Origin of the sequence: Photobacterium piscicola, from assembly GCF_900166965.1 — a bacterium.
GTDB classification, from domain to species: Bacteria; Pseudomonadota; Gammaproteobacteria; order Enterobacterales; family Vibrionaceae; genus Photobacterium; species Photobacterium piscicola.
Map to the genome: position 1 here is coordinate 404,119 of NZ_FUZI01000002.1, position 12,454 is coordinate 416,572.

The following is a 12,454-nucleotide window of genomic DNA, read 5'->3' on the forward strand; positions in this document are numbered from 1 at the left end:
CATGATCAAAATGGCTTTTTCTAATAAGCCACCTGATCATAATCATTAATACTATGCGTTTGAATTTACGCCATCATCCATCATATTACTTGTACCGTATTACTTTTCCATTAGCCCTTTACTATGAAAATACTCCGCGATAAATGGACGTGATTCTTTCGATAACGTTGCCGTTATTGCACTTGACCAATCTTGTTGTTTATTATGAGTCGAACGCTGCTGATAATATTCAATCGTCTGTTGGTCATATTCAGCCAACAGCGGTTTATTTAATGGTTGATATTCATTTTCATGCAAAATCATATCCATCGGTAAGCGTGGTTTTGATTGTGGATCTTGCGCAGGCACACCTAAGCACATACCAAATAATACCGCGCTATATGGCGGTAAATTCAATAAAGCATCAACCTCATGGGGATTATTACGCAATCCTCCAATGTAAACCCCACCTAACCCCATTGATTCTGCGGCTAATAAACAGTTTTGCGCCATAATGCCGCTATCAATCGCACCAATTAAAGCAAGCTCGGTGTACTCAGGTTTTATTCCAGCGCTAATAGAATAGTGACGTTGATAATCAATACAAAACACTAAAAACTCAGCCGCTTGTTTTACATAACCCTGATCACCTGCAAGATGTGCCAATGCTGTGCGTTTCTCAGGATCAATAATGCGAATAATCGATGTCGCTTGGATCATACTTGAACTAGAAGCCGCAATACCTGCCGCAATAATCGTCTTTAATTGTTCAGCAGAAATAGCATCATTCGTAAATTGACGAATAGAGCGATGACCAAGCATAGTTTGAATAGTGGTATTCATTGATAGAGATCCATCCGAGTAGATATAAACCAATAGCGAAGAGCAACAGTACTCTGCTAACCCATCACTACAATAATTGTTATTCGACAAAACTAATAACAACATACTAAATAAGCAAGCGAAAAAAACGAATACAATAATTTCGTTTAGACTACTAACTATTTTGTTATCTATTTATTTATATGTTAGCATCACCCACTTCTAAATCGCACAGTATGATTTCATCATCATACTCCCAAATAAAAGTAGTTAAACTTGAAGATTACGCCGCCTTAACCTCTCTCTAATGAGCGCCTGCTCATTATTCTAAATGCAGCTCTCTTGCTGTCACTCTGCTATGCCTGCCATAGCTAAAACTTCCTGATCCTAAATGTTTGCGGATTTCATCCGTGGCTTTTACACGTCTAAAATATAGAGATAACATGTTAGATTACATAAAAAACAACTGGTTATATAATATAAAGAAAGATCTCCTTGCCGGAATTGTGGTTGCCCTAGCCCTTATACCAGAAGCTATTGCGTTTTCCATTATTGCGGGCGTTGATCCTAAAATTGGTTTATACGCCTCTTTTTCGATGACCGTTATCATTGCTGTTGTCGGAGCAAGATCAGGCATGATCTCAGCGGCAACTGGGGCAATGGCATTATTAATGATCACCCTTGTAAAAGAACACGGGCTGCAATACTTAATGGCCGTTACTATCCTTACGGGTGTAATACAAATAATGGCCGGGTATTTAAAGCTTGGTAATTTAATGCGCTTTGTGTCTAAACCTGTTATTACTGGATTTGTTAACGCGTTAGCAATACTTATTTTTATGGCTCAACTTCCAGAATTAACACATACAACTTGGTCTGTTTATCTATTAACAGCCAGTGGATTAGCCATTATTTACCTATTTCCGCTTATTCCTCTCATTGGAAAACTTATTCCTTCACCGCTAGTCTGTATTATCACGTTAACTATTGGTGCAGTATTGCTGAAATTGGATGTACGCACAGTTGGTGATATGGGTCAATTACCCGATACGCTACCTATCTTTTTATTGCCCGATGTTCCCCTTACATTCCATACTTTACAGATAATATTTCCTTATTCTTTAGCGCTTGCTGCTGTTGGATTACTCGAATCGATGATGACAGCAACCATTATTGATGACTTAACCTCAACTACAAGTAACAAAAACCAAGAGTGTAAAGGGCAAGGCATCGCAAATATAGGTACGGGTTTACTGGGTGGAATGGCAGGCTGTGCCATGATCGGTCAATCGATGATCAATATTCAATCAGGAGGAAGAAGCCGCTTATCAACCTTGTTTGCAGGTATTGCCTTATTAATAATGATTTTATTTTTAAGTGATATTCTAAAGCTTATTCCAATGGCCGCTCTAGTCGCAGTGATGATAATGGTATCCATTAGTACATTTTCATGGGATTCCATTAAAAATATCAAACATCACCCGTTATCAAGCAACATTGTTATGTTAGCAACGGTTATCGTCGTTGTGACAACCCATAATCTAGCGATTGGCGTCTTCATTGGCGTATTACTGTCATCAGTCTTCTTTGCACATCAAGTTAGCCAATGCGTTGTCGTAAAATCAACGCTGGAAAATGAACAAATTTACAATGTTTATGGGCAAATATTCTTTGCTTCTGCGGATCACTTTTCATCTTTCTTTGATGTTAATAACGTTGCTAAGCATGTCAAAATTGATTTATCGTTAGCGCATTTTTGGGATCTCACGGCCATAACAGCATTAGATAAAACCATCCTTAAATTAAGATCACAAGGTGCAACCACTGAACTTATAGGCATGAATGAAGCAACCGCCAAAATAATTAATCAATTCGCGGTTCATGATGATCCAGAGTTAAATCAAAAACTGTTAACCAGCCACTAATAAAGCTATTTAAAAGATTAGCTTTTAGTCTTCGCTTATTCTAATAATATAACCGTAAACAGATTGCCAACCGTGATACCTTACTCGTTGAAAGGTATATAAGGTTGGCTTTCTTATTACAATATTAAAGACAGGAGTAACGTCATGAATATTAGCCATCTTGACCATTTAGTTCTCACCGTGAAAGACATTAATATTAGTGCTGATTTCTACCAGACAGTTTTAGGCATGGAACGGATAACTTTTGCCAATGGTCGATTTGGATTACGTTTTGGTAACCAAAAAATAAACCTCCATCAATATGGCGCTGAATTTGAACCCAAAGCGCAAACAGTGCACATGGGTAGTGCTGACTTATGTTTTATAACCAATACTGATTTGGCTCAAGCGCAGCAACATATAGAGCAATGTGATGTCACTATTATTGAAGGCCCCGTTGAACGCACAGGCGCGATGGGAAAAATTATGTCGATATATTTTCGTGATCCTGATGGTAATTTAATAGAGATCGCCAATTACCGAGCTTAAAGCTATATTTCATCAGAATCACTCTACTATTCAGCTGTATCTTTGCGTTTTATGCAAAACTGTTACGCTTATATATCGATTACATCATTTAAAAATAATTAATATACTCTTTCCAACAAATCATAAACAACAAAAATAAAGGTATTATTATGAATAAGCGTATTGATATTGCAAAAGTTCAACCAAAAGCATTAAGCGCAATGTTAACGATTGAAAATTACTTAGCTGAAACTGAATTATCAAATCAATTAAAAGAAATTATTAAAATTCGCTCATCAATGATCAATAAATGTGCTTATTGTATTCAGATGCACACTACAGCTGCATTAGAATTAGGCATCGATCAACAAAAACTATTCGCCATTTCTGCATGGTCAGAATCACCATTATTTGATAATACTGAAAGAGCACTATTAAAATTAACAGATGAGATGACATTAATTTCAAATAATGCTGTTACTGATGAAACCTATGCTGAATGCTTTAGTTTATTAGGCGAAGTAAAATTAGCAGAAGCAATGATGCAAATCATCATGATTAACTCATGGAATCGCTTTGCACTAGCAACTAAAATGAAACACTAATTATAATACTTACCCCCAATGTTTAGTTTAAATATTGGGGGTTTTTGTTTACAATTTTTAAGTGCTATATGGTAAATTATACTTAATAACAAAGGATATTATTATGTTAGATTTACTAGGGGTATTTGAGCAAGTTGTTGTTTCTGGAAGCTTTTCACAAGCAGCAAAAGCGTTAAATATGGCTCCATCATCAGTAACACGAAACATTGATAAACTTGAAAACAAGATCAAAACCACCCTGTTTAAACGCAGTACTCGTCAATTAATATTAACTGAAGATGGTCAATATTTTTATCAACAATCGATTAAAATACTTGAACAATCTCGAAATCTATTATCAGAAATGCAAGGGAATAATAATACACCAGAAGGTGCTTTACGTATTTCAGTATTTGAAACTTTTGGTAATATTTATCTGACGCATTTAATTCCTGATTTTTTAAAACGCTACCCTAAAATAAAAATAGAATTAGAGTTAAATAATAATCTGGTTGATTTAAACAGTGATAATATCGATATTGCAATTCGTATTGGTACGCCTATTGATAGTAATCTTAAAGCTCGACACCTTCTTACCAACACCACCTCTTTAGTTGCGACCCCTGAATATATTAAAAATAATCCTCAAATAAAAACCCCACAAGATCTAAAAGATCATAATTGTTTAATTATCAGCCATGAACGTCAACGCACTAATTGGTATTTTAATTCAAATAAGATACTAACTAAAATATCAGTAACCGGTAATTTAGCATCAAAAGGTGGTTCGCCATTATTAAATGCGGCATTACAACATCTGGGGGTATTATTATTATCTGATTGGATGGTTAAACCCTATATTGAAAGCAAACAATTAGAAGTCTTGCTGCCAAAGTGGACAGTAACACATAACGAAAACACCAGTGGTGAAATCTATGCCGTTTACAAAAGCGCCCAATATCTAAAACCGCAGATCAGAGCGTTTCTTGATTATTTAGCTGAACAATTACAATAACCAACCACTATTCATGACCAGTGGTTGCTGCAATCATTTGGTTGTTTGTCTGAAATAATAAATCGAACAGTAACGTAAATATAAAGGTATAAATTAAGAAGAACACTAAGATTGCCATTTCCATACTGATGGCTTTCACCAAGCTAACGTCATACCACCACATATACAATGGAATGGTAAATAAGAATAGCCCAAGCTCAAAAAATATGGAGTGGGTTAATCGAACAGCGAGGGTTCTTTTTTTAATATGCAGTTTAGTTTCAATCAATTCAAAACAAGAGTTAAAAACATAATTCCAAATCAAGGCTATCGTTGACACCATAAAGGCAACTGGCAGTGAATTGGACGATTCACCATGGTTGAGCATCGCTAATAAGAAAGTACTTAATATGATCGCAAGTATTTCAAAAGAAATAGCGTAAACAAGCTTACGGGTACGAGGTGCAAGAACAATCATTAAACATGCCTTATGCTTAAAAGTCCGGTCCGCCCCGAAATTATTCTAGCGCTGTAAGCTACGGTTTCTGCTTAGGCATTAAGTTTAATTCGATGATATAAAAAAGCAACCATATAATCCCAATACTTCGATCTAACTTTCCCGCATTGGTTAGCATAAATAGCTCAATCAACAAACTATCGCGCACGTTCCTTATATTAAGGAACGACGGATTTAACGCGAGGATTTTATCATTAGCACAAAATTAAATATTACGTTATACCGCGGTTATTTTTCTGCGTACTAATATTTGCTCAAATAATCCTAATTGCTTTTCTGATAGCTGACCATAATTGGTAACTGTTTGATTAAGATTACTTAAATAATCTCGTTCCCAATGAGTCAAACTGTCAGAATGTAATAGCAATACCGTGTTAATTTTATTCATTAACGCAAGATTATTCGTCATTCTCCCATTCCTTATCCCAGGCTTGCTGTGCTTTAATATTTTCAATACGTTCACGAACACTCATTGTTCGTTTATTCACGGCTAATGGCTTTTTTTTCTTTGGCTTAGTATTAGCTTCTTTAGCTGTAGGCTTTGTCATGGTTTACCTTATTGATTTTGAATATACAAATCTGGCTTATGCTGACAGATAACTAAGTCTTTGAAATTAAAAACAACATAATTGAAATGCGTTAAGTTTTAGCAAAGGACATTCACAATGAAATATAAATCCACATTGCGCCGTTGCATAAATTAGAACCATAATAATAAAGAATATTTACCTATATGTTCTATTTAACGTTCAGATTTTAAGAAATTTGCGTCATTATAACACATTTTTTATACAATTGCTGGGGTGATATTTTTACCAAAAAACCAAGATAATACTCAAAAAAACTATCACCTCTAATACATTACTCCTATTGATAGACATTACTATAAACATCATAAAAATAAGTTTTTTGTTTGCATAAATATCATTGCTTTTTTAGGTAGTAAGCGCATATTAAACCTAAGTGATATTACATCAATATCACTGTTTAATCTGTCGTTGGCCAAGCTGACCAACCTCAAAAAATAGAGGTTAGTGTTATGAGTAAGTCGCTAGATACTAAGAAAGGTAATAAAAAACCATCTTTAACGACAAAAGAGAAAAAAGCTAAAAAATTAGCTAAAATCACTAAAAAAATAGCAGCTAACAACTAACTTTAGGCTGTCATTAGCAAAGCTTCTAATACATCGCAGTGATTAGAAGCTTTGATAATTATATTTCGTAAACTGTTTTCAAATTTTCTGTTCTATCTGCCTTTCACGCTAAAACGTCATATCCTTCGCTGTAATATATTATTTAATTAAAATCTGTTAATTTCACTTCAACGTCAGAACCTGTTTATATAAGCTCTAATATAAAAGCATCACCTCAAAGAACGATACTTATATTCAATAACGGATGATTCTTTCTATTTAAGTATAAAATCACAATTTAATAATATACGGATAATCATCCATAACTTTAATTACATCACTCAATTTATTGATCATCGTAAAATAAAAAGTGTAACGCCGATTATTATCCATCATCTCGGAAGGGAGGCATTAGCTATCCGTGATCTATTCATCACGCGCTTGAGCATTAAAGACGCCAATGAACATGGTTATTGTGTGGTGATTACACTAATTTAGAAAAGTTACTAACACGGAAATGCCCCATTATCATTCAGAGTAAATACTCATTCATATCTCATTAACGTGATTTTGGATTGGTTTTATTTACTGTGTATATGAACAGTTATAATGAGAAATGGTGAATTTATCGTTTGAATTCTGTTTTTAATAAGAAATATTTCTTGTTAAAAATAGATGTATAATCCTAATGTATTGAAAATTATAAGATTATAAGATTATAACTTTCGTTTTGTATTTAATAAGACTGAATAAATACATTTCTTACTTTCTACATTTCAAATAAATACTTTGAAACAAAATAATGCAATCAAGCTCATGATATTTATGAGTTAAATTGATTATGATTGTCGGGATTAAGGGGCATTGTTTTGCGTGAAAGTAAGAATGCCGACTAATAAGCGGTTAGGGCGATATGAAGGAATCAACTATGCAAGAATCGTCAATTTGGTCAGTTGAGCAATTTAAAAGTGATTTTGGTACTTTAATTCTGCATTTCAACTCGCTGTTTCTAAGCGAAGTTAATAGTGTAATAAATAACCCAAGAGGCGATAGAAAGAATTCAATGAAAGCCTTGGCAGTTATGGATTTAGTTTCTATAAATAACAACGCTTTAAGAGCTATTGATGAAATTGAAAGAGAGCTGAGAATGAACGTGTTTCGATGTTTAACAGCATACGACATACCAGAGGAGCAAGCTAACTCATTTATTGCTCAAAGGTTTTATCCCAATTCACTAAAGGCATTAATGATAGACGATATAAATTCAACCATCCAACAGTTAGACGAGCTAAAATCCGGAGCCATCATACATTTACAGGTCCTTGAAAATAGTTCAGGTTTTAAGGGGATGTTTCGTGGTTTGGTTAAGGGCTACACAAATCCTATTGATGGGCTATCTCATGCATGTGGTCAAGGGTCTATGCAGACTGAATTAGCTACAAGCGTCTCGCACTTTAATGCGCTGGCGATGAGAACTGGATGTTCCATAGATGCGATTTCTCAACGACTTCAAGTGGTTGTTCTAGATAAATGGAATAAAGACTTAAGTCACATTCTGTAAGAATCGCCCTAACAAACTGTCTTAGGTGAATTATGTGGTCAAAAATTCAAATGTGGGCTTTGAAAAAAGCATTTGGGAAAGTCGGTCCATTACGGATTCCTATGTCAGGTCCAGAGTGTGAAAGAAATAATTTCTATTCAACTCGAATTAAGCTCGATAGGGTTTCAGCTCTTGTTCGTGAATTGGATCTGAATAAAGTCAAAGTACTAAAGTACAATCCAGAAACTGACCAATGTGATATAGAGCTAGACATTGATATTACCAATATCGATGTAAATACGGTTGAAATTACGCACTACCTGCATAATTACTATACAACTTATACAGGTGTTAACTTATTTATACTTCATTGCCTTACAAAAAAAGACTGCATAAAGGTTAAGTTAAAGCGAATATTGAATAGGGTTTCACAATCACTATTTAATAGAAAAGAACTACAGCTAAAACCAAGATATGACCTGTTAGACTATCTTATTGAAAATTATGGCATAAGCCGTAAGGAGTTTTGTTTAACATCACTGGTTTCTGATATGTATTCTTTGCGCTTTTTTGGGCATCCTGATAAAGAAAATTGTCAAAATAAGCTACGGATGTATGTAGATTCATTTGTAGAATCAGGTGAGGTTAGTAAGGTAAAAGGCGGGGGATATCAAGTAAATGGAAAGGCTATTGTAACACTTGAAAAGTATCAAACGGAAGAAAGGCGCCATAAAGATAGCGTGAAACTACAGTACAGTATGGTAATTTTAACGTTTTTATTGGCAATTCTGGCATCTATTCAAGCTGGATTAATTAAACTAAAGCCATTTTTAGATTTGACGCAATAAACATACAAATAAGGATATGTGTCGCGCAGCCGACACCTATCTGAAGTGTTGGACAAGCCCAAGCCACCTTATATAAGTCAATATTGGAAATATAATGAAGGGTGATGCCAAAAAGAAGTCGATCATTACCCTTAATTTTCCTAATACCTGCTAGCCGAAATAGAGCAAATAATCTAACCCATTTCTGTCCACAAACTAGTTACAACAAAAATAAAAACAATTAGCTCTACAACATGCTAATAGTAGATTCCCTATCTCGTTCGTAACCTCACTGTAGGGAATGACGCGGGAGAGGTTCAGTGGTTAAGTAACGCTTGGATCACATAGCACTTGAATCCACACATGGCGCTTAGATTAAATGACGCTTGTAATACGCTTACAGGTCTAAATATGTGAGTAGTTTGGTAGTTTGGTAGTTTGGTAGTTTGGTAGTTTGGTAGTTTGGTAGTTTGGTAGTTTGGTAGTTTGGTAGTTTGGTAGTTTGGTAGTTTGGTAGTTTGGTAGTTTGGTAGTTTGGTAGTTTGGAGATTATAACGAAGTATTTATTATTGATAGTAATAAAAAGAACAAAACAATAATATTGAACTACACTGTAAAGAGTGAATTAGAATGTAACTTTTTGATAGAAAAGGGATTTGCTAAACGCTAGATGGGTGGAAGCCCCCACCAGCCACATCCCGGCACACACGACGCCTGCTGCGGTTGCTCCCTTCCGGGCCTGGCCGAGTTCACAGGTTAGTGTTGCGGGAGGACCAATGGGGGCCTCCATAGATTCTTTGTCTCTTTCGAGAACGGGAAGGATTATCTATTAACCTCGCCAACAATGCAAGCCGTTATCTTACCCTTTTGTTTGACTGCTGATTATTTGCTCGAATTTAAACAAAATAGTAATAAAGTCAACCTATTGCCCATTAGTTAAGATTATTCATCCTCTTCTTCAGGATCATCTAATAGTGATTCACCTAACAAGCCTCCGCCTAATACTAATAGCCATGAGACTAAAATCGGATTCTCAACACTAAATTGTGGCAACACCACTAAGGTCGTAAATCCAATCGCGGGTAATATACAAGCAAGGCGTGGAATCCAATCTTGATGTTTCATTTTAATCAGGCTTTGTAGTGCTGCGATTAATCCTGTAACACACAAGCCGACTAATGCCGCAGCTCCCATTCCACCTATCCATAGTGGTAATACCGCGAGTAATGGCCACCATGTGTTACCGGCAATAGGACGCCAACAACGGGCGGCATACCAAATAACACCAATCGCGATAATTTGCACTAAGGTTGCACTGATACTGCCCTCTAGCTTGCCTTCTCCTTGCAATGCCATTAAACCAACATTCATTGAGAGTGCAATTGAGATCATCAATGCGCCAAGCTGCCAACAGCCTTTGGTGGAGATACAAATCATCAGAATAGGTAGCATCATAAATAAACTGATTGATAATGCTAACGGTTGTTCAGGCAGCATCGCACCGTAGGCACCTAAGCCACAGAGCAATAGCCAACCTGCAACACCGCTTTGTGGTAGTAGCCACAGAGCAGGAATAGCAAGTGCTAACACGGGCAACTCTCCCGCAGTTTGACCGAGGGCACTGACACCTAATACCGTTAAAATTAAGGTAACGGTAACCAATGAAGCAGCATACAACATGGCAACACCTCCTTGCGTTATCCTGTTGTCTAAAAAGATAGAACCGCTATTATTTACCAAGCATATTATTTAACGGCTACTTATTAAATATGGACGACTTTTGCAATCAAATCTATAGCCAAGTCTATCAAATTCCATTTGGGCTGGTTTCTACGTATGGCGATATTGCTAAATTTGCCGGTTTTCCTGGGTATGCTCGTCATGTCGGACGCTTAATGGCGACCTTACCTGAAGGCTCAAAAATACCTTGGCATCGTGTTATTAATAGCCAAGGCCGGATTTCATTAAAAGATGATGCACTATTAAGACAGATAGCGGCATTACGAGCAGAAAACATTGTCGTCTCTGACTCTGGGCGAATATCACTACGCTATTATCGATGGCAAGGGCACTCATAGGCATATTGGCAGCAGCGCTAAATCAGCATACCATTCCCCTAGTTTTTATTTTTCAGGATGTACCATGAGCAAACAATTAGATGAACTACTAACTTTATTGCAATTAGAGCAAATTGAACGTGAACTCTTTCGAGGCCAAAGTGAGAATTTAGGTTTACCACAGGTATACGGTGGTCAAGTTATAGGGCAATCTTTATCAGCAGCGAAGCAAACGGTAGATCCCGAGCGTCATTTACACTCTTTTCATAGCTATTTTCTTTTACCGGGTAATCCAGAAAAACCGATTATCTATGATGTAGAAACCCTACGTGATGGTCGCAGTTTTAGCACTCGTCGTGTAAAAGCCATTCAAAATGGCCGCCCTATTTTCTATTTAACGGCGTCTTATCAAGCGGATGAACAAGGGTTTGAACATCAAGCTACAATGCCAAATGTAGTGGGTCCTGATGGCTTAGCGTCTGAAAGTGATTTAGTTGAATCGGTCGCACAATATTTACCGCCAAAGATTGTTGAGATGTTTGGTAACAAGCGCCCGATTGAAGTACGCCCAGTAACGGTCATTAACCCTTTAAAACCAGCGATTGCAGAACCAAAGCAACATTTATGGATAAAAACCAATGGTGCAATGCCTAATGATTTAAGCATTCACCAATATATGCTGGCTTACGCGTCTGATTGGGGATTTTTGACCACATCATTACATCCACATGGCGTCACACTCTTTAGTCCTCATATGCAGGTCGCGACCATTGATCACTCAATGTGGTTCCACCGTCCATTTAAAGTTGATGAGTGGTTACTGTATGTAATTGATAGTCCATCAGCGAGTGGATCACGTGGCATTGTGCGTGGTGAAATTTATAATCAGCAAGGACAACTTGTTGCATCGGCGGTTCAGGAAGGATTGATTCGCCAGCGCTAACTAAAACATGACATAAAAATAACCCCAAATCACTACAACAATGACTCGGGGTTATTTTCAGTATGCAGGCGCAGTTAAACGGGTAATGCTGTGGTGTATTTTAGTGGTTCCATTGCAAAGGTGGACGTCACATTAGTCAGGTCAGATACAGACGCGACTAGTTTTTTATACATATTATCAAAAGCTTGCATATCAGCCACTTGTACTTTCATCATGTAGTCATATTCCCCAGCCATGCGATAAAATTCCATCACTTCAGGAAATTCCGTTACCGTTGAAACAAAATGATTAAACCAATCTTGTGAGTGGTTGCTGGTCTTAACTTGTACAAATGCAGTAAAGGCGATACCTAATTTTACAGGATCAAGCAGTGCCACCCGTTGGCGTAAAATACCGTCTTCTTCAAGACGCTTTAATCGTTTCCAACATGGAGTGGTTGTTAAATTCACAGCGTCCGCAAGTTCTGCCAACGGCATGGTTGCATCATTCTGCAATAAACGTAATAACGTTCTATCAACACTATCTAAAACTGCCATTAATGCCACCAAGTAGGATAAAAAAGGTAAATACTTCCTAAAAAATACCTCTTATTCAGCAAAGAGGCAAAAAAATTACTAATAATAACGA

At 36.6% G+C, this 12,454-nt stretch carries 14 protein-coding genes and 1 other RNA gene; 8 read left to right on the forward strand and 7 right to left on the reverse strand.

What is annotated here, in order from left to right; all coding sequences use genetic code 11:
* Positions 1-99 precede the first annotated feature (99 nt).
* Positions 100-822, reverse strand: coding sequence for an oxygen-insensitive NADPH nitroreductase (gene nfsA, locus CZ809_RS08040; protein WP_080156895.1), 723 nt, complete (start codon positions 820-822; stop codon positions 100-102).
* 422 nt (positions 823-1,244) lie between these two features.
* Between nfsA and CZ809_RS08045 the strand changes: the two genes are divergently transcribed.
* The 4 genes from CZ809_RS08045 to CZ809_RS08060 all read left to right on the forward strand — a co-directional run bounded on the left by CZ809_RS08045 (position 1,245) and on the right by CZ809_RS08060 (position 4,832).
* A complete protein-coding gene (locus CZ809_RS08045) occupies positions 1,245-2,726 on the forward strand; it encodes a SulP family inorganic anion transporter (protein WP_080156896.1) in 1,482 nt (493 codons plus the stop codon).
* Between the two features lie 144 nt (positions 2,727-2,870).
* Positions 2,871-3,254, forward strand: a complete 384-nt coding sequence (locus tag CZ809_RS08050; protein WP_080156897.1) for a VOC family protein — start codon at positions 2,871-2,873, stop codon at positions 3,252-3,254.
* Between the two features lie 149 nt (positions 3,255-3,403).
* Positions 3,404-3,838 (forward strand): carboxymuconolactone decarboxylase family protein, encoded by a 435-nt coding sequence (locus tag CZ809_RS08055; RefSeq protein WP_080156898.1) that lies wholly within the window; start codon positions 3,404-3,406, stop codon positions 3,836-3,838.
* Between the two features lie 103 nt (positions 3,839-3,941).
* On the forward strand, positions 3,942-4,832 hold the full coding sequence (locus CZ809_RS08060; protein ID WP_080156899.1) for a LysR family transcriptional regulator: 891 nt from the start codon (positions 3,942-3,944) through the stop codon (positions 4,830-4,832).
* A 7-nt stretch (positions 4,833-4,839) separates the two neighbouring features.
* On the opposite strand, the gene CZ809_RS08065 is transcribed toward CZ809_RS08060, so the two are convergent.
* From CZ809_RS08065 to CZ809_RS21255, 3 genes are all read right to left on the reverse strand, one after another.
* Positions 4,840-5,289, reverse strand: coding sequence for a PACE efflux transporter (locus CZ809_RS08065; RefSeq protein ID WP_080156900.1), 450 nt, complete (start codon positions 5,287-5,289; stop codon positions 4,840-4,842).
* A gap of 256 nt (positions 5,290-5,545) precedes the next feature.
* Complete coding sequence (locus CZ809_RS08070) at positions 5,546-5,737, reverse strand: hypothetical protein (protein WP_080156901.1); 192 nt, start codon at positions 5,735-5,737, stop codon at positions 5,546-5,548.
* A complete protein-coding gene (locus CZ809_RS21255; protein WP_162841597.1) occupies positions 5,727-5,876 on the reverse strand; it encodes a hypothetical protein in 150 nt (49 codons plus the stop codon). Before CZ809_RS21255 ends, CZ809_RS08070 begins: the two co-directional genes overlap by 11 nt.
* A gap of 1,512 nt (positions 5,877-7,388) precedes the next feature.
* Between CZ809_RS21255 and CZ809_RS08075 the strand changes: the two genes are divergently transcribed.
* Positions 7,389-8,021 carry a hypothetical protein gene (locus CZ809_RS08075; RefSeq protein ID WP_080156902.1) on the forward strand — a complete coding sequence of 211 codons (633 nt, stop codon included), beginning with the start codon at positions 7,389-7,391 and terminating at the stop codon, positions 8,019-8,021.
* A gap of 32 nt (positions 8,022-8,053) precedes the next feature.
* Positions 8,054-8,848, forward strand: a complete 795-nt coding sequence (locus CZ809_RS08080; protein ID WP_080156903.1) for a hypothetical protein — start codon at positions 8,054-8,056, stop codon at positions 8,846-8,848.
* Positions 8,849-9,509: 661 nt separating this feature from the next.
* Here the strand turns inward: CZ809_RS08080 and ffs are convergent.
* An RNA gene (gene ffs / locus CZ809_RS08085) (signal recognition particle sRNA small type) lies at positions 9,510-9,606 on the reverse strand.
* Positions 9,607-9,769: 163 nt separating this feature from the next.
* Entirely contained in the window at positions 9,770-10,507 is a 738-nt protein-coding gene (locus CZ809_RS08090; RefSeq protein WP_080156904.1) for a VP0952 family biofilm-associated protein, read from the reverse strand.
* A gap of 89 nt (positions 10,508-10,596) precedes the next feature.
* Between CZ809_RS08090 and CZ809_RS08095 the strand changes: the two genes are divergently transcribed.
* On the forward strand, positions 10,597-10,905 hold the full coding sequence (locus CZ809_RS08095; protein ID WP_080156905.1) for an MGMT family protein: 309 nt from the start codon (positions 10,597-10,599) through the stop codon (positions 10,903-10,905).
* 64 nt (positions 10,906-10,969) lie between these two features.
* Positions 10,970-11,827 (forward strand): acyl-CoA thioesterase II, encoded by an 858-nt coding sequence (gene tesB, locus CZ809_RS08100; RefSeq protein ID WP_080156906.1) that lies wholly within the window; start codon positions 10,970-10,972, stop codon positions 11,825-11,827.
* A gap of 74 nt (positions 11,828-11,901) precedes the next feature.
* Here tesB and CZ809_RS08105 read toward each other — a convergent pair whose 3' ends face one another.
* Positions 11,902-12,363 (reverse strand): Lrp/AsnC family transcriptional regulator, encoded by a 462-nt coding sequence (locus CZ809_RS08105; protein ID WP_080156907.1) that lies wholly within the window; start codon positions 12,361-12,363, stop codon positions 11,902-11,904.
* Positions 12,364-12,454 lie beyond the last annotated feature (91 nt).

Excerpts from the sequence above, each read along its gene's own strand:
- nfsA (WP_080156895.1), bottom strand. The coding sequence starts at position 822 with ATGAATACCACTATTCAAACTATGCTTGGTCATCGCTCTATTCGTCAA.
- CZ809_RS08045 (WP_080156896.1), top strand. The coding sequence starts at position 1,245 with ATGTTAGATTACATAAAAAACAACTGGTTATATAATATAAAGAAAGAT.
- CZ809_RS08050 (WP_080156897.1), top strand. The coding sequence starts at position 2,871 with ATGAATATTAGCCATCTTGACCATTTAGTTCTCACCGTGAAAGACATT.
- CZ809_RS08055 (WP_080156898.1), top strand. The coding sequence starts at position 3,404 with ATGAATAAGCGTATTGATATTGCAAAAGTTCAACCAAAAGCATTAAGC.
- CZ809_RS08060 (WP_080156899.1), top strand. The coding sequence starts at position 3,942 with ATGTTAGATTTACTAGGGGTATTTGAGCAAGTTGTTGTTTCTGGAAGC.
- CZ809_RS08065 (WP_080156900.1), bottom strand. The coding sequence starts at position 5,289 with ATGATTGTTCTTGCACCTCGTACCCGTAAGCTTGTTTACGCTATTTCT.
- CZ809_RS08070 (WP_080156901.1), bottom strand. The coding sequence starts at position 5,737 with ATGACGAATAATCTTGCGTTAATGAATAAAATTAACACGGTATTGCTA.
- CZ809_RS21255 (WP_162841597.1), bottom strand. The coding sequence starts at position 5,876 with ATGACAAAGCCTACAGCTAAAGAAGCTAATACTAAGCCAAAGAAAAAA.
- CZ809_RS08075 (WP_080156902.1), top strand. The coding sequence starts at position 7,389 with ATGCAAGAATCGTCAATTTGGTCAGTTGAGCAATTTAAAAGTGATTTT.
- CZ809_RS08080 (WP_080156903.1), top strand. The coding sequence starts at position 8,054 with ATGTGGTCAAAAATTCAAATGTGGGCTTTGAAAAAAGCATTTGGGAAA.
- CZ809_RS08090 (WP_080156904.1), bottom strand. The coding sequence starts at position 10,507 with ATGTTGTATGCTGCTTCATTGGTTACCGTTACCTTAATTTTAACGGTA.
- CZ809_RS08095 (WP_080156905.1), top strand. The coding sequence starts at position 10,597 with ATGGACGACTTTTGCAATCAAATCTATAGCCAAGTCTATCAAATTCCA.
- tesB (WP_080156906.1), top strand. The coding sequence starts at position 10,970 with ATGAGCAAACAATTAGATGAACTACTAACTTTATTGCAATTAGAGCAA.
- CZ809_RS08105 (WP_080156907.1), bottom strand. The coding sequence starts at position 12,363 with ATGGCAGTTTTAGATAGTGTTGATAGAACGTTATTACGTTTATTGCAG.